At 41.5% G+C, this 24,992-nt stretch carries 14 protein-coding genes; 5 read left to right on the top strand and 9 right to left on the bottom strand.

Annotated elements, in window-relative coordinates; translation table 11 throughout:
• Positions 1 to 132: 132 nt before the first annotated feature.
• A complete protein-coding gene (locus tag NH399_RS03145) occupies positions 133 to 1,644 on the bottom strand; it encodes a hypothetical protein (protein WP_253036971.1) in 1,512 nt (503 codons plus the stop codon).
• 287 nt (positions 1,645 to 1,931) lie between these two features.
• On the opposite strand from NH399_RS03145, the gene NH399_RS03150 reads away from it, so the two are divergent.
• From NH399_RS03150 to NH399_RS03160, 3 genes are all read left to right on the top strand, one after another.
• Positions 1,932 to 6,059: an ATP-binding protein gene (locus tag NH399_RS03150; RefSeq protein ID WP_253036972.1), complete on the top strand. Its 4,128-nt coding sequence runs from the start codon at positions 1,932 to 1,934 to the stop codon at positions 6,057 to 6,059.
• A gap of 206 nt (positions 6,060 to 6,265) precedes the next feature.
• Complete coding sequence (locus NH399_RS03155; protein WP_253036973.1) at positions 6,266 to 6,874, top strand: hypothetical protein; 609 nt, start codon at positions 6,266 to 6,268, stop codon at positions 6,872 to 6,874.
• A 4-nt stretch (positions 6,875 to 6,878) separates the two neighbouring features.
• Positions 6,879 to 7,616 (top strand): MBL fold metallo-hydrolase, encoded by a 738-nt coding sequence (locus NH399_RS03160; protein WP_253036974.1) that lies wholly within the window; start codon positions 6,879 to 6,881, stop codon positions 7,614 to 7,616.
• Between the two features lie 347 nt (positions 7,617 to 7,963).
• Here NH399_RS03160 and NH399_RS03165 read toward each other — a convergent pair whose 3' ends face one another.
• The 5 genes from NH399_RS03165 to NH399_RS03185 all read right to left on the bottom strand — a co-directional run bounded on the left by NH399_RS03165 (position 7,964) and on the right by NH399_RS03185 (position 13,359).
• Positions 7,964 to 9,346, bottom strand: coding sequence for an SMI1/KNR4 family protein (locus NH399_RS03165; protein WP_253037518.1), 1,383 nt, complete (start codon positions 9,344 to 9,346; stop codon positions 7,964 to 7,966).
• 33 nt (positions 9,347 to 9,379) lie between these two features.
• A complete protein-coding gene (locus NH399_RS03170; RefSeq protein ID WP_253036975.1) occupies positions 9,380 to 10,135 on the bottom strand; it encodes a tRNA(His) guanylyltransferase Thg1 family protein in 756 nt (251 codons plus the stop codon).
• Positions 10,122 to 10,568 (bottom strand): AAA family ATPase, encoded by a 447-nt coding sequence (locus NH399_RS03175; protein ID WP_253036976.1) that lies wholly within the window; start codon positions 10,566 to 10,568, stop codon positions 10,122 to 10,124. The genes NH399_RS03170 and NH399_RS03175 overlap by 14 nt, the downstream gene beginning before the upstream one ends.
• A 9-nt stretch (positions 10,569 to 10,577) precedes the next feature.
• Positions 10,578 to 11,210 carry an ATP phosphoribosyltransferase regulatory subunit gene (locus tag NH399_RS03180; protein WP_253036977.1) on the bottom strand — a complete coding sequence of 211 codons (633 nt, stop codon included), beginning with the start codon at positions 11,208 to 11,210 and terminating at the stop codon, positions 10,578 to 10,580.
• Positions 11,211 to 11,457: 247 nt separating this feature from the next.
• The gene (locus NH399_RS03185; RefSeq protein ID WP_253036978.1) at positions 11,458 to 13,359 is read right to left on the bottom strand and encodes a glycosyl hydrolase family 18 protein; all 1,902 of its coding nucleotides are present in this window, start codon (positions 13,357 to 13,359) and stop codon (positions 11,458 to 11,460) included.
• A gap of 676 nt (positions 13,360 to 14,035) precedes the next feature.
• Here NH399_RS03185 and NH399_RS03190 point away from each other — a divergent pair.
• Positions 14,036 to 14,824 carry an alpha/beta hydrolase gene (locus NH399_RS03190; protein WP_253036979.1) on the top strand — a complete coding sequence of 263 codons (789 nt, stop codon included), beginning with the start codon at positions 14,036 to 14,038 and terminating at the stop codon, positions 14,822 to 14,824.
• A gap of 160 nt (positions 14,825 to 14,984) precedes the next feature.
• Here NH399_RS03190 and NH399_RS03195 read toward each other — a convergent pair whose 3' ends face one another.
• Positions 14,985 to 15,809 carry a hypothetical protein gene (locus NH399_RS03195; protein WP_253036980.1) on the bottom strand — a complete coding sequence of 275 codons (825 nt, stop codon included), beginning with the start codon at positions 15,807 to 15,809 and terminating at the stop codon, positions 14,985 to 14,987.
• 674 nt (positions 15,810 to 16,483) lie between these two features.
• Here NH399_RS03195 and NH399_RS03200 point away from each other — a divergent pair.
• Entirely contained in the window at positions 16,484 to 18,022 is a 1,539-nt protein-coding gene (locus NH399_RS03200) for an AbgT family transporter (RefSeq protein ID WP_253036981.1), read from the top strand.
• Between the two features lie 89 nt (positions 18,023 to 18,111).
• On the opposite strand, the gene NH399_RS03205 is transcribed toward NH399_RS03200, so the two are convergent.
• Both NH399_RS03205 and NH399_RS03210 read right to left on the bottom strand, forming a co-directional pair.
• Positions 18,112 to 23,775 (bottom strand): alpha-2-macroglobulin, encoded by a 5,664-nt coding sequence (locus NH399_RS03205; protein WP_253036982.1) that lies wholly within the window; start codon positions 23,773 to 23,775, stop codon positions 18,112 to 18,114.
• Positions 23,776 to 23,901: 126 nt separating this feature from the next.
• The gene (locus tag NH399_RS03210; protein ID WP_253036983.1) at positions 23,902 to 24,975 is read right to left on the bottom strand and encodes a hypothetical protein; all 1,074 of its coding nucleotides are present in this window, start codon (positions 24,973 to 24,975) and stop codon (positions 23,902 to 23,904) included.
• Positions 24,976 to 24,992 lie beyond the last annotated feature (17 nt).

The following is a 24,992-nucleotide window of genomic DNA, read 5'->3' on the forward strand; positions in this document are numbered from 1 at the left end:
GCGCAACACGCATGATTGAGCTAAAAGTTGAGCTAAAAAATGCTCAAGTACATCTAAAAATCTATGGCTACGGAAATATGTCGATATAAAGGTAGGTGTTCGGTGAGCTTATTGCTCACCGATTAAAGGCAATTACTGAGGTAATTGAGTTATAACTTTCTCTAGTTCTAAATCATCAAACTCGAGTATGGCACCTTCTCCGTCTATCCAGTTTCCAGCGACATAAACTTTTACGTACTTTGTCTCCGGACGAAAAGCTGAATGACTATTCTCCCAACTAATACCTTGCAGAGCTCGGCTATAGTTGGCCCAATCATCATAGGGCATGGCTTCTCCAGCAACAAAAATATGAGTACTACTGATGCGATGGTTTTTGATCACTGTAGTGCCAGGTTTGATCTGACTAAGAACTTCGCCGGGTAATGATTCGTTAAGGTGAATTTGAGAGGTCGCCAGATAACGATACCCCCCCTCTTCAGGATCAGTGCTGTAGATAACACTAGTATCAATCGGAATATAGTAGTCTGGGCGTTTACTTAAATCACCATCATAATAAATACCAATACTGCGCTTATGTGCTGGACTATTAGCTTCGGCCCAGCCCGATAGAGGCTCTTTCACTGAGATAATATTACCTTGTACTGACGCCACTGTTGCGTCTGAACCACGGCGGTTTACTGTAATGGACTCGATAAGATTAAAATCTTTGTCGTAGCTCTCTAAGCCAAAATATACAAAGGAAGGCTGATTGCCAACGGATTTGAATTTGCCCGACAAACGATACGTTTGGTTGATATCGACAGGTAGCATTCCACTGACCCACTTTCTTCGTTTATCCATTTGATAAACACTGCCCGAGTCACCAACAACAACGACAGCTTCATTGAGTTGATCGCTATTGGCTTCGGCATTAAAAGCGTACTTTGGCTCTTCGATTTCCCAGAACAAAGCTACATTTCCACTAGAAACTCGAATCGAACTCCCCTGTGCAAAGAGATCGGATAACGAAAGAAGTGTATTTGCAGAAGCCGTCATTTGCATTTCATTTAGGCCAGAATTAAGGGGAACTTCCGTCCAGTTATCAGAGAAACCAACTTGCTGAGAGCTATTGCCGTTCAAGGTCACATTAGCATTTAACCGACTATAGGGCCGCTCCTCGCTGGCACTCCCAGTGGCATTGGTATTTATCAGTTTTGCCCTCATTACCCCTCCTTGATAAGACGAGTCGTAAGTATATTCCCAGCTAACACCAAAACAACCTTGGTTAACACTGTCATCTCCCAGATTGCCAGTGTCGGGAATGTCACTTCCAGCTGGAGGTTGTATATTCATGGCTGGCGTAAATACGCCGCCACATTTAAAACGCACAACCCCCGTATGGTCTCCCATAGGCTGACTAAGGAGATTTAAACGAGACTCAACCCATACCCGAGCACCACTACTGGCGTAAACCATCATCTCTTTTGGTGATTCACGCTCCAACACAATCGGTCTGTTTTCTTGTGATGATATGACGCCTTCGGTGTATCCATAGCCACTTGCATAGGACTCTATATAATGCGTGCCCTGCAAAACATTCTCTCTTACTCCCGCAGTTGTCATTACTGGCGTAATAACAATGATGGCTGCCGCCCATGTTTTCATAAACTTCTCCAGATAATTAAAATCTTATATAAGACTTGACCATTAAATGACTCCTTTGGCGGCGCCATAGAAATTCTGTCATCCTAAAACGACGGGAGTAAGAGACTTCGAGTGATGCTGATACTCCTTAATTTTTAGCTGACTTTCCCTGTGGTAGAATGGCTCGCCTTTTTGTCGGCAGCCAGTATATCCAATTACGAGCATCGCTCACACGGATATGGCGGATATCCGACAGAAGTTGCGCGTTTCTTGACAAAATTGAGAGTGAAATCATAAGGAAATACTCTATGTATCCACAAAGTGCTTACATAGCAACCCTACAAAAAATAGGCAGCCTCCTAGTTTTAGGCTTGATCGGCATTTGTTCAATGAGTGCCCATAGCCAACAACAGGCATCGCCCATCACATTAACCTTTAAACACTTGTCAGTTAATGAAGGGCTTTCGACTAACTCGATTAAAAGTCTAGTGGCTGATGACAAAGATATCTGGTTAGGTACCTATGCAGGGATCACCCGTTTTGACGGGCGAAATATTAAGCACTATGGCCACATCTGGGGAGAGACTCACTCCCTTTACAATAACCTGGTAACCAAACTTTATCGAAATTCGCGCGGCGTTATCTGGGCATGTAGCTCTGGCGCCGTTAACCAATATTTGCCAGAGCAAGATGGTTTTAAATCTTACCCTTTTTCTTCTGTCGCGGGAACTGAGTTTAAATCTGCAATTTGTAATGACGTGGTAGAAGATAATCAACACAATTTATGGATAGTGACTAACAAAGGTTTGTTCTTTATTGACCATCAAAGCAACCAGCTGCGATGGGTAAAAGAAACAGAGGGACATTATCTCGTCTCCGTTGCTCAGAAAAACACCACCACCTTATGGTTAGCATCGCTCACAAAAGGTACAGGACTCTATGAGTTCAATATCCAAACAAGACAAATGTCTAAGGTGCCTACTCTGGAAACCGTCAGTGACAGCTTCGGCATTTATACCATGCTACGGGATAATAATGGGCAGCTTTTAGTCGGCTCACATGGTGAAGGTGTATTTTCGGTAGTAGAACGCCATGGAAAAAGCTACCTGAAAAAAGCGTTTCCTGCTCATAAGGCATTGAACAACACCTTTGTACAAAACATCTACTCTCACACAAGCGGCTTATGGATCGCTACCCGAAACAAAGGCTTGTTTTTCATTAGCAAAGACAACCTGTTGCAACATGTGACCTTAAACCCAGGGCCAGAACAACCCCATCAAAACGTCAATATTCAAAGTATTCACATCGATAAGGAAGCGATTCTTTGGCTAGCAACCTTTGATGGTCTCTATTATGCAGAACTTAGGAGCATGCACTTTAACCAGAATAATATTGCTGGCTTTGAACACATTGAAGGAGCGCCTGTCTCCTCCTTCGTTAAAATGAGCAATGGACTATGGGTTAGTTCTATTGGCAAAGGGATTATCCATATTTCTCCCCAAGATGATGTTACTCACTTAACGCCTTCGCAATCAAACGACAACGGACTTATCAGTGATCGAATACGCAGCATGCTCGCAATTAATGAAACACTTTATCTTGCTACAGAAAAAGGACCGCAGTATTTATCGGCTGCTGACAACCAATTTCAACCGTTAAAAGACAAATACGGACAAGCCGTTCTGCGTTATGCCTCCACCCTTTTTCATGATTCGCAAGACAGACTTTGGGTAGGCTTTCAAAGTGCCGTGGGTGTTTATTCAAAAGAAGGCAACGAGATAGCATTTTTTGATCGAGCTACAGGTGTCGCCAGTGGTCCTGTCTTATCTTTTGCTCAAGATAGCGATAGCCGAATTTGGGTGAGTTCTCTCGCCGCGGGATTAACGGCGATTGAGCAGGATTTGTCACGGTATCAAAATATCGACAGAAATGACTTTTCTGGTGAACCATACAATAAACCAGCATTCGCAATTCAGCCGATTGAACAGCAAGGTTTATTATGGCTTGGTAGTAGTCAAGGTTTACAGCTTGTTGATATGAAAAACCAAAGACTCATTCACCAAGAGCCACTAGGCAAAGTGTTAAGCATCGAAAAGTCAGGCAGTCATTTGTTATGGCTTGCTACTGAAAAAGGTCTCTACAAATTTGATACGGTCGCTAAACAAATCCTAGAGTATTATTCTAAAGACGATGGTGTCATCAACAGTGCATTTGTAAGAGGAGCAAGTTTTCAAGATGAAGAAGGACGCTTGTACTTTGGAGGAAAAAAAGGACTCAATTACTTTGTGCCGTCGAGAGTAAAGCTTAATCCATTTGCTCCAGTAGCCATAGCTAAGCTAACGTTTCTGGATAATAATAGACATCCCGCACAATATGATAATGGTGGGCTTGAGTTATTTGATGATCATCTAGAAGTTAAAAGTCACTATGACAACCTCGTTATCCACTTGGGTTCAAGCTCTCGCGCCAATGCGACAAAAAACCGCTTTCGAGTACAATTAGTTGGCTATGATGCTTCTCTTAGAGAGCTGCCACCAGGGCAATTTAGCGTTACTTACACCAACCTTCCGTCGGGACAATACCAGCTACGCATGCAAGCCTCAAACAATTCTGGGCTTTGGGGCAAAGAAGAGATTAAAAACGCTTTTAAACTAGAGCATCCTTTCTGGCTGCGCTGGTATGCCTGGCTATTTTTTTGCTTTTTAAACATTCTGGCTATTTGGGCCTTGGTTAGCTGGCGCTCTATATATATTGAGCAAAAAAACAGAAAGCTACAAAAAATCATAGATACAAAAACGCAGGAGCTGGCAGTTCAAAAAGAACAGCTGCAAAAAACGCTTTCTTATAAAGAAGAGTTTCTGGCCAATATTTCACATGAACTGAAAACACCGTTGACTCTTATGCTTGGTGTTATGTCTGGCAAAGGCAACGAAGCTGAACGACACCAAAAGCTAAAGCGCTTTATTCAGCGTATAAGCTTAATGTTGGACAATATGATTTCACTATCCAAGAGTAAGTTAACCAGTAACCAAAGTGATACAAAACACTACTTCTACACTCACGAAGTTGTCGAGTTTTACTTTACTGTGTATGCCAGCTTTGTATCCAGCAAACGACTGGTGCTTGTAGAGAACCAGGCTGCGGTCATCCACTGTGAACATGACACGATTGACAAGATAGTCACCAACTTAATCAACAATGCAATCAAATATTCTATCTCTGACACACCCATCAACATAACGTCCTGCATTATCGACAAACAATGGCACTTTAGTGTAGAAAACCAAAGTAAAGGCATGACAGAACTTCAGATAAATGCGGCATTCGAGCGCTATGTACAACTGAGTGATGCTAAAAACAGTTATGGTCTTGGCCTTGGACTCCCGCTGGTAAAGTCACTAGTAGAAAACATGGGCGGCAATATCACACTAGATTCTCAGCCACACAAGTCAACAAAAGTCACTGTAAAACTCCCTATTTTTGAAGATTCTCAGACACTCAAGATAACCTCTCCTACGATGGAATCATCCCTGGAAGAGTACCGAGACTGGATAACCGCCGAGCTTAATCATAGCACCTCAAAAGAACAAACCTTCAAAAAAACGTCTGAGAGCGGCACTTCACCTCATGATAAACCATTGCTTTATTGTGTTGACGATAACACTCAGCTGTTAAATCAATTAGAAGAACAGTTGTCTCACGACTTTAACCCCGTCTGTTTTAATGATCCTTTATCTTTGTTAGAAAAAGCCAAAGAAACACTTCCCGATATTATTATTTCCGATGTTATGATGCCTGAGTTGAGTGGCTTTGATCTGATAAAAAGAGTAAGAAGCGATGAATTAATATCACACATTCCGGTTATATTGCTCACAGCAAAAACCGATAAAGAGAGTCAACAAAGCGGTCTCTTATCCATGGCGGATGACTACATCACAAAGCCTTATGATCCTCAGTTACTGTCAGCTAAAGCGCAAGCTTTAGTTAACATAAGAGCGCTGCTAAGAACCAAGTTTGAAGTAAGCACCAAGCAAGACTCGCAAGAAAAAAGCTCTAATGAAAAAACACCATTGCAAGTTACTTTAAAGCAATGTGCGCCTAATCAAACGGAGTTTATGGAGAAAGTACTTGAGCATATTCAACAGAATTTATCGAATCCATCTTTTGGAGTAAAAGAGTTAAGTGAATGCCTGCATTATTCTGAATCGCAGTTGCGAAGAAAAATTAAAGCGATTTCGGGGCATACTCCCCAAGATATCATTCGCATTATACGTTTGGAAGCTGCGGCAGAGCTGGTTTTGCAAGGCAAAAGTCTAAAGTCTATTGCTCAAGACATTGGCTTTTCAACCCAATCTCACATGGGGTCAGTTTTTAAAGCCTACTATGGCTTAACGCCTAAACAATATCGAGATGAAAACTCAAGAACTGAGGCCTAATAATCTGCAGCAACTCATCCGTCAATATCCGGCAGCCACTAACCATAACTGAGTAGTAACCAACGACTCAGAATCTCATATTGTTTTACTACAAGCTTACGATTCTTCTGGTTGCATTTCGTGCTTTTAATATTACTCAACTTTAAAAATAGAACTCTGTAATCTATATTTCTTAGAGAAACTTTGTGGGAATCAAAGGGAAGAAGATGACTACTTCAGCTCACCCGGTGTTTGTCTTAACAGCAGAAATTGCGGCCAGGCTTCACTATGCGACGATCGCAGCGCAGCGCATAACCCTTATTGCCAAGAACGCACGCTCAATTACCGCAAGAGCCGGAGCTAATGCCGTGGGGTTTCGAGCTATTACAGATTATATTGAATACTTTGCAAAAAGTATGATTACCACGGCCATTACCATCAATAACACCGCCGTTGAAATATCTCGACTGGCAAGCCAACACGCATGGAACAACAAAACACTGGATAGCGTCTTATTCGTCTATGACCAACCGCATGACATTACACATCTATCAACAATCGATAACCTTCGAGATTTTTTACAAAAAGAAGAAAGACAATATAAGATAGGCTTCACCGACAAGTTAAGAAAATTAAGCTCCTGGCTAGATGAAAGTGTTAAACAGGTAAGAGCGGCCTATATCATTGCCAGCACTTCCCAAATTGAAGCATCACAATCAGGCCCTTACGAACCAGAGCTGGTGTCTATCTCAAATGAAATCCGTTCAGCGGCTGATGAAATCACCGAACAGGTACAGCAAGCCAAAAGACTACTTCAAGAAGCAATAGAAAAATAAAATTATGAAAGTTAGAAAAATTGCAGAAAGTAACCGAACAAAGTGGCTCATGTTTGGGCGCGATCCAGATAAGCCAGAAAAAATCATAGATACCAACCAGTATCTGGTTGTGGTGGGTGATAGAGCTATCTTGCTAGACCCTGGAGGCATTGAGCTTTTTGCCCCTATGTTAGCATCTGTCTTGCAGCATGTATCTATTGATATGATTACCGATCTATTTGCCTCACACCAAGATCCCGATATTATTTCTTCCCTCGGTCTATGGGACAAAGCGATACCAACATCAAGATTGCATGCCCCATGGTTGTGGGAAGGTTTCATTCGTCACTTCGGAATGAAAAACATCGAGTATGTTTCACTACCCGATAAAGGAGGCGAGATTGATATGGGCACAGCAAGTTTACAAATCATTCCCGCACATTATCTACATTCCTCGGGAAATTTTCACGTCTACGACCCCACAACAAAAGTCCTTATGAGTGGTGATATTGGTGCCGCACTTGAGCATGGAGATGTACCTTTAGAAGTCGATGATTTCGAATCTCACATACCTAAAATGGAAGGCTTTCACCGTCGCTGGATGCCATCTAATCGCGCAAAAAATGACTGGATAAAAAGAGCCAGAGAACTAAATATAGAAATCATGGCACCTCAACATGGTCGACTTTTCACTGGAGATAACATCACAAAATTTTTAGATTGGTTCGAAGAGTTAGAAGTGGGCACAGCTATCCCCTCTTAAATCAGGAGAAACTAAAAAAAGAACTCAAAAAACCTCAGCAAACCAGTCTTTACTCTGGCACATATAAAGGAATTGACACATGGAAAGTAGCGCCTTCACCAAGTTCGCTTTCGATACTGGTACTCGCGTCTATTCGGGCCAGATAGTGCTTGCCAAGTACAATCCTATACATTAGCTTAATATGCATTAATAAATCAGACGTAACGCCTTGCTCTCTTTGAACTGAAAAACCTATTTATATCAAGGTACTTTCAAGTATTAGTTCTCCCAGTGACTTCGGCTCTTAATATTTATCACTGGTTTAGTTCGATACTAAACCTCTCATATATTAACGCCATGGTCTCGTGTCATTCTTGCACTTCATCATCATAAACACTCATAAAGTCAGATAAACTTTTATAACCGTTCTCTTGTAGGCGGTGTTCCAAGTTAATATGTATTGAATGTTCATCTATTGGAAATCTCTCAATGATTTCTCGATAAGCCTCCAATAACCGTTTGTCTTTTACAGTATTTAATGCTTGTAAAGTAGCATGAACTACTTTAGGAGACTCGTCGCGTAGTCCAGAAAGGAAGACTTCAATATAAGTACTTTTATTACTTAGTTGACCAAGATAATGAAAGGCAGTGACTCGACTAGAGACCCTCTCATGCTGACAGAACCTTGATATTTCTTTACCGTAATCAATATCAGTCTCCTGTAGCAAGTAAGTTATAAAACGAAGCAACTCTGGATCATTAACCGTTTTTAGTCTTCTCTTTAATAGTCCGCTCCATTGGCCAGCATGTTCTTTGGCGTACCAAAATATACTTTGGCAAGCATTCAAACATGACACATCATCACTTTCAATTGAGAATTTAAGTTCATCGATAGCCATTGAGTATGAGAATCGGCAAAGCATTTTGAGAGCAATATCACTTACATTAGTTTCTCGCGATTTCGCAATGGCCAATAGCTGTTCGCAGCTTTTAATGGAGACAGCATCCAACTTGGCAAAACCGTAAAGCGCATCTTCTCTTTTACGTCTATCTTTTGTGCTGTTGAATACCGCTAATAGCTGTTCCGCGTCTCCGCCCATAGAGTAGCCAAACCAACTAGGCCCGTCTTGAAGCAACCAGCCAGCAATGATTTCATCCAGCCACCTTTCATACCAATCCAAAAAAGTTGCTTCATAGGCAAAAACAGGCTTTTGTTGATCCATATCAATATTGACGACCCTACCACGGTACTTTCCTGTAACAATAAGAGCATGCAAGTAGGTGCAGCCTTGAGACCCGATAGGCATAACTCCAGCGTAAAGCCTTTCAAGCTCTCGCTCATATTCATCATCAGAAATATCATCATCGTTGATCATGTTTGTAAAATGCTTCCACTCTTCATCTAACATATCGGGAAAAAGAATGGCTTGTTTTGATAAATGTGGTTCTGGCTCATCTAAAATATCTCCGACGCCAGCACCCAGAGGATAGATTCCGTAAAAAGGCCCCGCAGCGGAACTATCGTAGGAATCTCCTCCATTACCCACATGCGTTAAAAATGCCCTATAGCACTCTGGGAGCGTTAATTGGTACTTTTTCTCAAACACTTCAATATCTTCTATTGAAAGAACAGGACCTAATCGATATTTATGAGAACGTGCTCCAAAAACCTTAAGGCTTTTGTCCGTTTCTTTAGCAACCTCCAGCTTGTTTTTAATTCTTTCTATCTGTTCTCTATACTCTTTCATCATCACTCTCGATAACCATCGCACTCTAAGTAACTTTTATGTAAATTGTAGAATAAATTGGCTGTAATTGTCTTTACAGGGAATATCCATATCGACTTTTAAACGACTTCTCGCTGTTGTCACAAGCTCCCCTGTTAAGGGGTTTGTAGCTGACTTTTCATAGTCTTCCCAGTAAATGCCAATTCCACGCTTCTTCCAGTTTTCCACATCGTTAAAGTTGATACCTTTTTGAAACAACAGTTCATTTTTCTCAGACACTGACTTATTTAGTAGAGCGTTAGATGCACTGCGCGCACTCTTGCCTTTCTTTCTCATTGTCCAATAACAATAAGCATTCAGGCAGTTCCTTGCAGCATCTTCATTACGCCATCTAAAATAATCAGTCACCAAAGATTCATTGGGTAGCTGACTAATACGACAGTCAAACGCCCCAACTTCGCCCAGTCGCAAACTAAAAATAGCACTGGCTTCACCCGCTAGCACCGAATTAAGTTTGCGCTCTTTGCGACCAAAAGCGTTTTCGTTGATATCGAACAAAAGAGAGATTTCGTCACTCTGAGTATATCCGTATCGAACTTTAAATCCTGTTTGCATAAGATGCTTAACAGTATCGACCATAATATCTCTGAATCTTTCATCATAAGGTGCATCAAACTTCATTTTCTCTTTAGTCAGTGTTGTAAAGCACCGACCGTCAATACGAGCAACTATATACATCCCAGGTAACACGCATGAATCATTGTTCGTCTCATATACCCGCATTTTTTTATCTAGCTCACTAAACTTCATCATTCCATTCCTTTACTACAAACTTTTCATTTATCAACCTGACGGCATACAAGCGGTCAAAACCTTCGGCAAAACTAGGATACTCAAACTTGTTTCGGGTTGCTTTTATGGCGTTCTCAGGAACTCTAGCCTTACCTTGTCTAATATCATTTCGCTTAAGACAGCTATTAATATTCGAAATAAAGCAATAGCCATCCACATCAAATCGATGCTTTTTAAACTGCTCGATATAAAAGACCCGGTCTTCAGCTCTAGGATTGGTGTTATCAATCACACAAGGTGTTTTCGATGTCATACAAGCATCAAACAAAATACGTTCTCTATTACGGGTCTTTAACATATCCAAATTTAAACGAATGTAAGTATCGTTAAAACGCTGCAAGCAAAAAGTAGACTTTCCACTTGCTTGTAACCCCATCAATATAATTCCTTTCATAACATAGCCTTACTGACATAACATCAGTCGATCAAATCCGATAGCAAAACCAATTCCTTGGCAATATCGTCCTCCACCTACGACTTGTTTTTGAGCACCCAACTGTGAAGAGCTGATTTCGAAGCCGTCTTCAGTATAGTAATTCAACCCTCTTTTCACATTAGTATAAGTTTCAAAACTGGAAGTCTTAAGTCGAACCATTGACTCAGCTATTCGAATAAGCTCGGGCTTTATCTTCTCGGAAGACGGATTAATAACTTCTAACCCGAACTGAAAAAACTCTCTGTAGCGTCCTTTCTGTGGTCTCTCGTAACGCCAACATCGCTCGAAATACCAAAGTTTTACGTCCTTACTTCTTCGGTAATAATTATTAGCAACTTGCTGAATGGTTGCAGTCACCTCCGGTCTCAAACACAGTTCCCTACCTTTTTTGTCTATCACTCCGTACATTTGAGACAAAACTTCCTTTCCAGCTTTGTCAGTATATATTGAGCAAGGTTCAATACTCGGTAAGGTGATCTCTTTGAATCCATTACTTTCAGCAATACCAATGAGCTTGTTTAGCAGTTGCCTTCTATCATTTGCTTCTGCGCCAGTAATAATTCGAACGCCCCTGGCCTGGGCATCAATTCTAAACTCCATTCTAATAACCTCATTTACTTTCCAACAAAAAAGCCCTCGCAGTTAGGCTGGGAGGGCTTTCTTAGTAAACGGGTAAATCAACTTTACTTAAGCACTAGCACTCCCAGCCATATATGTGACTGTTTATGATCGTGCATAATACAAGTAAATAAAGTTTTCATGTGGCTAACTATATATCCATTCAATGGACTAAATCAACAGGTTCCGTAAAAATAAACGAGAGGGTCTCCCCTCTCATTCAACCTGACTACTTTAACCCTTCATGTATCGCAGAGATAAGCTCACCATTTTGAGTATCACCATTCAGTTCCCAAAAGAAAGCTCCGCCTAATCCCTGACTCTTAACATAATTCATCTTGGTTAAGATGGTTTCGGGCGTGTCATAGCTGTACCAGTTTGTTCCACAGTGAGCAAATGCAGTGCCGCCAACTTTACCATTGGATGGACAAGTATTTTTTAGTACTTTGTAATCTTCAATACCTTGCTCATAAGTACCAGGAGCAGGACCCGAGGCCGTACCGCCTGGTTCTTTTTGCGTGACACCCGACCAACCTCTTCCATAAAAACCAATGCCTAGTACAATTTTATTTGCCGGAACGCCTTGAGCTTTATAAGCCTGGATAGCCGCATCAGAATGATAACCAATGGTAGGAATGGAGGGAAAGCTATTAAGTGCCGAATGCGGCGCAGTCGGACCGTTTTTGGACCAGGCGCCGAAAAAGTCATAAGTCATCACATTAATGAAATCCATGTGTTGAGCTGCCGCACCATAGTCTGTTGCAGCAATCTTATCAGCACCAGCAGGCACAGCCGCAGTGACTAGCTTATCACCAAATTTTGCTCGCAGTGCAGCCATGACTTTTGCAAAAGCTTGCGGGCCACTGTTGTCACAAGACAAACCACAGGCGTTAGGATATTCCCAATCAATATCAATGCCGTCGAAAACATCACTCCAGCGCGAATCAAACACTAAGTCATAACAAGATTGAGCAAAGGCCTGTGGATTTTTTGCCGCTTGAGCAAACCCACCGGAATAAGTCCAGCCGCCAAAAGAATAAAGCACTTTAATGTGAGGATACATGGCTTTTAGCTTTCTCAGCTGATTAAAGTTACCAGCAAGCGCATTAGGATTATCCCAACCATCGGCTTTGCCATCCACACTTTCGGCTGCGCTAAAACGCTTTTCAAAATCGGCCCAGTTATCATTCCCTAATGCGCAACGTCCATTTTTAACATCACCAAAAGCATAATTAATATGAGTGAGTTTTTCTGCCGAACCACTGGTAACAATATTTTTTACTAGATAACCTCGAGCATAGATGCCCCACTGTGTGAAGTACCCCAGCACGATCTGATCCGTCGGTTGAGGCGGTGGTGGTGGCGGAGTATCATCACCAATCGTTACCTGAGCTGTATCGGTATGTGTACGGCCATCGTTATCAGTAACGGTTAAAGATGCTGTGTAGTTTCCAGCTGCTGAATAACGATGTTCTGCATTTTTTTGTCCAACAGTGGTTCCATCACCAAAGTTCCAGCGGTAACTAACAATCTTTCCATCGGCATCGCCAGAACCGCTACTGGAAAATTGAATGCTCTGATTCACTTTTCCTTGATACGGTCCGTTGGCTTCTGCTACAGGATCAACAGGCTCTCCCTGCCCGTCATCAGAACAACTACCAGCATCGCCCCATGCCTGGCCCCAATGCAAACCATTGCCTGGTTCATAAGCCCAAGCCGCAGAAGAAGAACACCACCCAGAAATTTCGCAAGTGTACTTATGTTTTTCTCCCGAAGACTCAAGAACATTATAAACTTGATCTCCCGCTTTATATTGAGTGCCAGGTTGATAGAGAGGCAGATCGCCGCAGTCTATCGGCGTTGGAGGTGGTGGTGGCGGAGGTGGTGTGATGCCGTCACACACGCCCTCTTCTTTCCAATGACTCCAAGGTGTTGATGAATGAGTCTCTGGATTATTATTTTGAGTCCAATAATTTGCCGTGTAAGCTTTTGCGTTATGTTGGACTTTTTTCCCACCTGTATAAACCTTAGTACTACTCCAATTGTCGAGATCATCACAGTTTAATGCATACGCTGAGCATGATAATAAACTGGTGCTAATGAATAAAAATTTTGCAGACTGTTTAATCATAATTATTCTCTGATGCTTTAAGTGCTGAGAGAGCTAAAAACTCTTTTCATGCGCCTAAAATATTTAATAGGTATATTCTATTTTTAATAAATGACTTTAACTGTCAATGCGGCAGCACCTCATTTTTGCAGTTTCCGTGACTAAGTTCATGTATTAAAGCAGAGAAAACCAGAGAAAGATCGAGTAGGTCAAATAATGCTACGTTTTATTTAAATGCTCAAAATGAGACAGAGTTAACAGTAAGTACTAAGGTGATTTTCAAACATAAATATTTTAATTAGATTATAGAGAAAAATAATTAAATATAAGAAAAAGATCTTAAAAGCCACTAAGAATTATTTTGCCCAATAGCTGTCTCAATAGTTTCTTGAAAGCTTATAAAGTCACTTTTGAGTTCTGCTATTTGGGTAACGGTTCTCAGTATCAGCCTCGACACTCTACTATGATTAACCCTGTAGTTAATACAAAACCTAGTCGAGCTTAATGTGGATTGTCATAGTCAGTGTTTTCTAGACAATGCCTAGCTTACGAAAACTTTGATTGTTTCGATAATCTGAACACTCTTTTCAGATTATTTAGCTTTATGTTTTCATTAAAGGCTTTTAACATTCCGGGTAATAAAGGTGGGAACAACCAAAAGTAACAAACCTAAACGGATAGCTGAAGCAATATAGATATGACACATTATGACTCGCAGTTAAACTTACGAAAGCGCCATCCACTAGGTAGATTTGCATTACTAAAAAATGAAGTTGACAGCTTTTTCACTCGTTTAAGTTCAAGCGGAAGCCTAGATATCTCTTACGGCCCCTCCTCTGAACAAAAGCTAGATATATTTCCAGCAGCTCAGCCGCAGTCTCCAGTATTCATCTTTATTCACGGTGGATATTTTCGCTCGTTAGACAAACGTCAATACAGCTTTTTGGCTAAACCACTAAATAGAGCTGGCTATACAGCAGTATTTCTCAACCATGACTTGGCCCCTAAGGTAAAAGTCGTGGATATTGTTGAGCAAAATATATCTGCTATGAAATGGGTGGTTAATAATATTCAACAGTGGAATGGTGATCCGAAACGTATCACCTTATGCGGCCATTCGGTTGGTGCATTTCTCGCTGCGAAAATATTAGAACATCCCTTTCAAAACAAAGAGAGCTTTTACTTTGAGCAGGTTAACTTGCTTAGCGGCATTTACGATCTGGAGCCGTTACGACAATCTTATTTGAACGCATCTCTGAAACTTTCTTTAGCCGATGTCGAATCGTTAAGCTTGAATCATCAGCCGAGCCAAACTTCTACCTCAATATTTATATCAGTTGGTGGCGATGAAAGTGAAGAGTTTATCCGTCAGTCCCAAAGCTATTCTGGTTTGCTACATCAAAATGGCTATGGCAACAAACTATCAGTTATTAAAAATGTGAACCACTACGGTATGGTAAAAGCATTTGCTAAGAGTATTATCTGAAGGTATTTACAAAGGCTTACATTAATAATGTATCCTCTGCCTGATACACACACCACACCACACATCTCATTTCATTTCATTTCAAAATATTTAACTCTCATCATTTAAGCGCATACAAACAGCATGCCTTGCTAATCCTTCAGCAAGGCATTGTCCGTCATTACTCTCTAGAAACAGTGACAAAATACTTTTTGTATTTCCCTCCGCCTGTATTAACGAGATTGTATCTAAAGTTGTAATACCGGTCGGCTCTGTTCATGAAGTCGTATAAAGCTGCGAGTGTATCGAACCCGTAGTTGTTCCCTACGATAGGATCACCGGGCTCAGGGATTTTGTTGTCATCCTTGTCGATAGCACTGCCTGGAACATAAGTGAAAAAGTATTTATTGTCATTTAGCTTAGAGGCCTCCATCAATATTGAGCTTCCATCAGCAAATACAAATCTTACTTTTATGCCAGATAGCTCTGAGTTAAATGCACTGCCAAACATCAATATAACCGAATTTGCTCTCGATTGCACTTGGTGAGTTTCGAAAAACCAGTCATTCAGCTCCTTTCTTAGATAGCTGGTGCGAGCCAAATCCCAAGCACTTTCGAATCGACTGAAAGGCACCTCAACATCTTGACTTAATAAGTTCTTCATTAAGCTTGAATTCGCGATACCATTGACTGAGTATGAAATATCGCCAGGCACATTTATTAGATAAGAACGGATGTGCACTTGAGGATCATCATCAAAATCAGAAAACCGATAGAATGCACTTACTCGCCACGCATAAACTTTCGCATCCTGAAAGTTTGCAACAAAAATATCTCCATTATAGCCATGGGCCGTAACAAGGTTTTCGGCCTTGCTATACATTTTACTGTAAAACTCAGGCTGGCTTTTGCAACTATTGCATGTAATGTATTCGTTTGCATAACCTTTTATTGCAATAACAAAAAGTATGACGATAAGAAGACTCTTCTTGGTCACTCCAAACATCTTTATTCCTCCAAAATGCACATTAATTAACAATGAGGCTTTATCTTAAGCCGTCATTGAACATGCCATTTTGTTGGTGCTGCAAGTTACGACTCATTGGACAAGATATATGACCTATTGGACAGATTTGTAAATTTCCCTAATTCAAAAAATCTGAGCATTTATGTTTCTGAGCCAATTTAAATGCTTCTGCCACAAAGCGACAAAAAGAGAACATTTTTCGCGCAAATTTATTTAATGCTTTAATTTAGCTCAAAGAAAAGGAAATCATTGAAGGAATCTCTTACTACATGCCTTTATAGCGTCTCAAATCACCTATCAGCTCAAATATTGTCCAATGGCTTCGTCCATCCAGAAAAGAGCCTCTTAAAATCCCAGTTTGAAATAGTCATACTTTACCTTTCAATTGCCTCTTCTAATTCCAGATACTTCAGAAGCCTTATAAATCGAGCACAAACTGGATAAACATTCGGCTACTTTTCTGCAGATCCCACCAAAACAAAGAATCAAGACACATAGGCACTACGAAATCTTAATAATTTGGGCTTACCATAACCAAATATTGTGTATTAATACGAGTCGTTTACTCTCGATTTTCCATATCGTTTCTAATAAGTTACACTGCCTGCGGAGTCAGAAAGGTAGGACTCGATAAGACTAAAAGAGGAGCAAAAATGCAACAAACATCACCATCAACCATGCAACGCCTGTTAAACACGGTGGAAGTGTGGGGAAATAAGCTTCCAGATCCGGCAGCACTGTTTATTCTTTTAACCGCCATTGTATGGGTGCTGTCATGGATATTATCTGGCGTTGACTTCAATGCCATTGACCCAAGAAACGGCCAGGCTTTGGCCATTAACAATCAACTTTCTGGCGAAGCAATAACCCAGCTTTTCTCAGTGATGGTGACTAACTTCTCGCACTTCCATCCTGTTGGCGTGGTTTTGGTAGCGATGTTGGGTATCGGTGTTGCTGAATATTCCGGCTTTATCAACGCTGGACTGCGCGCACTGATGGCGGTAACCGCTAAATGGTTATTAACGCCTATGATCGTGCTGGTTGGTATTATGAGCCACTCGGCAGTCGACGCAGGTTATGTATTAGTTATCCCTCTTGGTGGCGTTATCTTCTACGCAGCAGGCAGACACCCACTTGCAGGTATTGCAGCAGCGTTTGCTGGTGTATCTGGTGGATTCTCAGCCAACTTCTTGCCATCTGCACTGGACCCCATGTTGCAAGGTATCACTCAGGCGGGCGCCCAGCTTCTTGATCCAAACTTAACTCTGAATCCTTTGAATAACTACTACTTCACAGGCATTTCTTCTATCTTAATCGTTAGCTTAGCTTGGTTTATCACTGATAAAATTGTTGAGCCTAAGCTTAAAAACAACGCATTAGACGGCGACTTATCTGATCTTCCAACGATGGAACCACTTTCTGATGACGAGCGTTCAGCGTTACGTTGGGCTTTATTATCTATTGGTATCGGCATTGCTATTCTTGTTGGAACAGCTGCCATCGAAACATCTCCATGGCGTGCAGCGGACGGAACCTTAACCGCGTTTTCTGCCCCATTGATGAAGTCGATTGTGCCACTTATCTTCTTGCTGTTTTTGATCCCTGGCTTAGTCTTTGGACTCAAAACGGGAACTATCCGTAGTAGTAAACAGTTCATTGAAGGCATGACCAAATCCATGAACAGCATGGGTTACTATCTGGTTATCATGTTCTTTATTGCTCAGTTTATCTACTCCTTCGGTCAGTCTAACCTGGGTATTTTGTTGGCTGTTAAAGGGGCAGAATTCCTTAAAGCCATGGCTCTGCCGGGTGCTGTAACCATTACAGGTATTATTATCCTCACTGGATTTATCAACCTGTTCGTTGGTTCTGCCTCAGCAAAATGGGCACTACTGGCTCCTATTTTTGTTCCTATGTTGATGCAGTTAGGTATCTCTCCAGATCTGGCGCAGGCTGCTTATCGTATCGGTGACTCCAGTACCAACATTATTACTCCGTTAATGCCTTACTTCCCTTTGGTGGTTGTATTCTGTCAACGTTATGTGACCAATGCGGGTATAGGAACATTAACCGCGATGATGCTCCCCTACTCCATTACATTCCTTATCGTATGGACACTGTTCTTGATTCTTTATTGGAACATTGGTATTCCGCTAGGCTTGCAAGCAAGCTTTGAATACTTGCCGAAGTAATCAGCACACAAAGCCCCTAACGATCGAAGCGATGGACATTGCCATCGCTTCGAAACTTTTTAACTCACCTTTCCTTTCATTTTTCTTTTTTAATGCACAAGCACCATCTGCGCACTTGAACTCGCAAACACATCATCGTCATACATCTCCTCGATGAGCGCAGGTAATGCAGAGAACTTCCCTTTATGAGTCACTCTCACTAGATACTCTACGGTGTGATTACCCGCAGGCAAATAATCGGCATAGAATCGCGCATGTCGGGTGCCTAACTGCTTTTCTCTAAAGTAGTAATCTTGTTGCAGTTGCTTAAACAATTCTGCTGGTGCGCTGGTGGCAAGCTCTTCATCCAATGCAAAGAAAGCGCCTGGCAGTGTGTCAGTCAAAGCGACATAACGACGGAACAATGGATTGTGAATAGACAGTCTCACTTTCACATAATCCCCCTGCTCGATGATATGGCGATCAATCACCTGCCACTTGCCATCTACCCGCTTAAAATAACTACGAGTAAGATGAAACCCGTTGGATGTGGTCGGCACTTCCATGGCATTCACCTTGTATTCCAGTGTTGACGCCAAATAAGCAGTGGCGCTTGCTTCACTTTTTACAGCAACAGTGAGAGGTGCCTTGAGAGATACCGCAACTTCATCATTTTTATTAGCTTCGTCAAGCGAGACATCATGCTGCTGTAACGATAACGAATACTCGAGTGCCGACGTGTTGCTTTCATACTCAGCAGCGTAATCACTGATAGCAACACTGCAATAGGCATTGCTAATCGTATTGCCGAAGTCTCCTTGGCTATTTCTTTTATAATCAAGTGCACCGTTAATCAACTGAAAAATGGTTTTCTTATCGGCTTTACTTGAAACAAGTGCAGAGATGGCAGAGCAATACTTCTTAGCATCGTAACTAAAAAAGTACCAAGGTAATTTTTTATCATCGATAAAGGTACGCTTTTTATCAGTCTTTCTTGTTTTATTAAGTAGCATATTTTTGATGATACTTTCGTATTGTTGGTATTTAGCGTTTCGAGTAACAGCTTCTAAAAGCAAGCTGTTACTGTAAACATCAAGCTGTTGATGGGCATCAACCAGTGATGGCAAATAAGCATCTACGATCGCTTGATTATCGGAGTTAACGCTAAGCGCATTAACCATAATGACAGCCAGTTCCAGAGTCATATTTTTATCCTTGTCTTTAAGCTGGCCAATCAGATAACGACTCAACTTGCGGATACTCGACTCAGAAAATTCATACCCATACTTACTCATGTAAGCAATGTTCTTGTAGGTATAGGCACTCAAATAGTCATTCACAAATGCTTCAGAATTACCAAAAAACGCCATGCCTCCATTAGAAGCCTGAAATTGGCCAAAAGACTGAATGGCATCTTCGATATGAGTGTTTAACAAAGCTTTATCGACATCTTCCTCCGAGCGAAGATTAATGCTGGCAACCAGTGCTCGACTCAGCTTTTGCTCCCAGCATTGATGTGGATAGCGTCGCATATAGTCGAATGTGCCATCGAGGCTCGATACAAGACTTTGAGAGAGGTCAAAGCGGATACTTGCCCGAGAGGTTGAATAGTTTTCAGGCATGGTGAACTCAACGACCTTCTCTTCGGGCAATAAGGTAAATCGAGACATTCGACGAGTTTGCTCAGTTGATTGGATAGGAACAGATTGCAGTAAAGCGTCATTATCAATAGTAGAACTGGCAAGAGTAAGCAGATCCAACTTTCCTTCTTCGGCAATACTCAAAGTCATCTCAAGCTTATTACGTTCAAACTTAGTCACCTTATCAAAACTTTTGGCAGTCTCTTTAAGCAATACTTTATTTGGCGATTCTTTACTGGGTGACTCTTTATTAGGTATTAGCTCCGCAGCAGAAGTAATAGAAAGTGAATGAATATCATCGGTCTTAGTAATTGCTTCTGGTTGAAAAACAAAATGATCGCCTTGGGTCAATTGCATCGGTACATCGGCATGTAACTCAATATCTTTCGCTGCCGCCACCTCTTTTGTATCAGTAAAAATATCACCCTCACGCCCAGTAGAAATCGCAATCACTTTCCAACGCGTTAAATTATCAGGCAATTTAATATCGACGATTTTCTTTTGTTTTCCATCTAGATTAATCTCACTGTTCCAGTAAGCAGACTCTTTAAAAATACTGCGAATCATTGAAGGATCAATACGGTGGCTACCAATCTGCTTAAAGCGTTGAGATGAACCTTTTTCCAAAGAGGACTCTACAGAAAAGGCATCATTCGTCATCACGGGTTCATGTAAACGCAAATCTTGCCGACGAATTCGAGAGCCTGTAATCATGAGCTTTCCATCAAAAGTATCACTATAAGCCATCTCATAAAATTTAGACGAATAGAGTGATTTCGATAACTCATAAAAATTAGGTGGACTCCAAGAAAGTGCCGACTCTCCCAGATAAGACTGCTTAACATCATAATACTCGTTATTTGAGACCTGATTTAAGATACTTTCGTCAATAACGGCAAGCACAACACTCGAGGAAGAGTCACGATGATTGGTTAGTTGAACAGCCAGACTACTTCCAGGTTTTACTGTGTTAGTTAATCGGCTAATAGTTACTAAAGGCGCTACTGACGGAACCTTAACATTAAACCTTTGTGTGATGGCTTGTGCAAAATTCGGAGCCTCAAGTTGCTTTAATGCATCGAGATCGCCGTAATTAACAAAGACTGTCGCATCAAATCCCGGCGCGTAATGCTCTTTAATAGTAAAAGAAATGTCGTTAAGGCCTTTTTGCAGTGGTTGCCACCAATAATCAAACACTTCGTTTCGATGAATCATTACCAGCGCAGAGGCGTTATCGTCTAAATGGTGCTGTAAGCTCAGTTTTGCTTTGTCTCCAATATTAAGAGACTCGTTTTCTGCTTTTAAAACAAGGTTGCTTTCGGTGTCTTGTTCTCCGCTACTAAAATAATGAGTAGAAAAAGAATATTGACGACTGCCGTCAGGATACACGATCTCTGCGATCAGCTGATAATAGCCGGATGGGTTATGAGTAAAAAAGCAGGTGTTGCGCCCTTCTTGCTTACTGCCATTCTTTGAAGACGCTCGACACGAGAGGCGCTTTCTTTCTTCTGTGTTTTCACTATCGTCGTCATAGGACCAAAAACCGTTACTTTTTTGAGTGTAGTATTTCACTTCGACATCGGGCACTAGCTCCCCTGCCAAGTCCGCAACTCTAGACTCCAACTTAAGTTCCTTGCCAGAAGGCAACCACCAGTCGAGTGCTTTGATACCCACATAATAAGGCTTGCGAGAAAATGGTACTGACTCAAGGCGACTTAAGACCTCAATACCTTCATCATTAGTAATGATTGACTGTATCGTCAACTCACCATAATTGATGGCATTTAATGGCAATTCAATCTCTACTTCAGACTCTCCTGAGTGATTGAGCGTACCGCCATCAAAGAAATAGCTGCTCAGCTCTTCTTGCTGCTTCGATGAGTTAGGAGTAAATATAAAGTCTTGGTAGTTCGCCAGATTGTTCTCCAAGCTTTCAGCAAACGAAGCACTGTCCATCGAGAGTGCCACTGATGCAGGCACATTCGCATAAGGACCACCAGAATAATACTCAGCTCGAGTGGTAACCGTTAATTCATCCTTAGTTAGCGTTCCTTCAATCTGTGGCTTGGCAGTTACTTTTAGCTTTTGTCGTTTAAAGTTAGCGACCTGAAATTCCAGATAGTTTTCTACAATATCATTAAACTGACTATCAGCTAACAGGATCATGTAATAACCATCAGCCACATTATCAGGAATCTTAAATTCCCCAGATATACGACCATGATTATCCATAGCAATATTTCGCTTAACGTAAAAGGAATCGCAATGAGATGACCAACAAGATATGTCGGCACCCTCAACATAGAGCAGAGCATCTTTTTCAAGTGGGGTGATGCGAGTTTTCGCACCATCAACCTTACGCAAAAAGCCGGTAAATTTAATCGAATCACCCGGTCGGTAGAGTGGTTTGTCAGTCACTCCCCAAAATACTTTTTCACCATCACTTTTTTGTTTGTAAGAGTCATCGCCTTGAAGTTCAGGCTCGACGTTATGCTCTCCTCGAATCGCAAATTCATCGCCGTTTTTCAGCTTAAAAGTCAGAGTTGATTTATCGCCAGAGTAAAAGTTTGGAGCAAATCCAGCTAACTCAGTGACACCTTGCTTATCGGTGCGTCCCTGCGCGCTAGAGAGCAACCTTTCTCCCTCATAGTAACGCGAAAAGGTCACTGTAAACGGCATATTCGCAACGGGCTGATTAGTTCGAATATCGGTAATAAACACCAGAGTATTATTTCCGTTACGAGTAACGATGGCATTGTAGTCAGTCTTTTGAACAAAGAAAGAACGATCTTGCCAAGGATTGGAGCCGATACGAGCCACGCCAGCGACACTCCTCGCCGACTTTAATTCCGTTGTCAAAAGATCCGACTTTACCAACTTATTTCTGTTATCATTGATAGTTAGTTTGCGATGTTTATATTCTTGCTCGATATCCACTTCTTTGTAATCGACTTCCAGATACTCAATATCGATGCTGCTCAGGTTAACAGACTGATGAAATAATTTTAGCTCGTCATCCGTTGTCACGGCTTCGCTGGCAAAAGGACTGTAATGGAAAGCTGGGAAGTCGCCAGCAGTGACAGTAATAGGTTTGCCACTATCAAGTTGTCTGCCAAAAACATCGCGAATCGATTCTAAACAGTGCAACCGTTTTGTGGCATTGGCGAACTCAGGCGCTACAATGATTTTTCTATCATCGTATGAACGGTCTAAAAAAACTCTAACCGCCTGTTGCTCCAGTTCCTTTTGGCATTTCTTTATATCATCTTGATCAACAGGAGCTGAGAAACTCAAAGTTAAGGTACGGTTTGGCTCGCACACAGTGTCATTTCGACATTTTGCGCCTTTATACTCAAAATCACCATAGGTATGAATATCCTCTAGTTGACGCTTTTTTGACTTGAGTTTGCCATAAGGGGTTGCGATCCCTTCAGATTGAAAAAGCGTATAGGTGCGTGCAGAATGGAGTGCTTTTGTCGGTTTTAAAAGCCATTGATTGTTTTTACCCCAAATACGACCTTCATAATCTGTATCAAGCCTTTGAGGTTTCGAAGCGCTTAACAAAACTTTATCGCCATTTGGAGCTTGAAGGTAAAGGCGATTTTTTAAACTTCTTTCATCAACGCCTACATTAAAAGCAACCAATAATTCTGGTTTAACGGGAGATTTCCATTCTGTTTCAACATGCTCTATTTGTGGCAGCGGGCTTTCAAACTGATAACTGTAAGGTGCTAATTTCTTACCCTGCTGATCATACAATCCATCAAGCATATCGATCTTAAAGAGAGTCGCAGGTGTTAATCCAGCCCCTTCATCTATCTGGCAGCTCAGATGCCTCACATCGTTCCAAGTCCAGATACAAGGCACACGAGGTTCGGTCTTGTATTGAATGGTCTCTGCAGCATTACGCTGCATATCCTTAGAAAAGGTAAACTCTATATTCGCACGATTGACATCGATGTCTTGGTAAACTTGAGTAATAACCGGAGATTCTAGATTTTTTGATATCGCACTGTTCCATGAGTATTTATTGGTGATACTTGAGGACTCAGCGGCGTTCGAAGATTCTGTGATATTAACGCTCGACTGACAGGCCGTCAGACTCAATAGTAGCGCGAGTCCCCATTTTTTCATGATGATTTCCTATTAATTATACGACTGCTTTTTTACTAGACGACTTTAAACCTCAATGGGTCGCACCCAATTTATTGTAACAGCCCCTAGACTTCCATTAATAGGTTATAAATCAAACGCTAACAATTAGGCACAATACCACTGTGTGAACAAAATTTCTCCACTCTCATTAAATGACACAAATTCTCGAGACGTTTGAATATAATCATCGGGTAAAAGTCCTAACTTTTCACACAATAAGCTGCCATCTTCAATCGACCAGACAGACAATCCTAGTCGCTCTTGCTCACCACGACGAATGCCGGAGAAAAGATAGGTATCATAAAAGAATATATCCAGTGTTGGTCCTTCAAAAGAAAGTAATAACACTTCATTTTTGTTGGCATCGAAGATAGACGCCCCACTTTTAGGAAAGCCATCTTTATCTTCCTTTGAATGCCCCCAAATACAAAGGCGCTCATTATCGATCCAGAAAAAAGGCGCATCCCAGAAATAATCCCATACTGCGTAACTTCTTTGATGGGAGCAGCCATCAGATTCCCAGGTATGCCCTTCTAACCAACGCTTTAAATGAAAACTGTAAGCATGGCCGATGGGATGCCATACCCAACCGATAGTGGCTATTCTGTCCTGATTGGGTGACGGTTTCAGCTCACCAGGCCACTCTGTCATTAAGATATCTTCATCATCGAGCAGTTCGGGAGCTTCCTTTAGATCTCTTGGCGTTAATAACTCGCCAGTTTCCAGATTGGTAATATCCAACCGGTTCCAGTCAGTGGCATGGACTATCAGGTTGTTTCCTTCATGTTCAATAAAACATATTGGAAACGGCGTGTTTTCGGTATGGTAATCACCATTTGATAAGACCATCACTTCCTGCTGCTGAGTGACCGAAATGATCGCGCCCGCACTGATCGCTTTGGTATGCTCAGTGGTTCTCTTGGTGCAGGTTAAAGCAACATAGCGATCGTCAGCGCTGTTATGAAGATGAAACTCTGCATCCGTTGGAAATCGATTAGCGTCAAAGCGATAAACTTGTTGAAAGTCCCCAGTCTGGGTGTCAATCACACCGATTGATAAATCATCCAGGAACACATAAAGATTGCCTTGGTTAGATTGAGAGGCGAGTATTTTTTTATTAATCAACGCCTCAATAACGAGACGCCTTTCACTAAACGTAAAGTTTTGTTGAACATTCATTTTGTTGTGTTTTTCCT

Source organism: Pleionea sp. CnH1-48 (assembly GCF_024124665.1).
Taxonomy (GTDB): Bacteria; Pseudomonadota; Gammaproteobacteria; order Enterobacterales; family Kangiellaceae; genus JAMXSB01.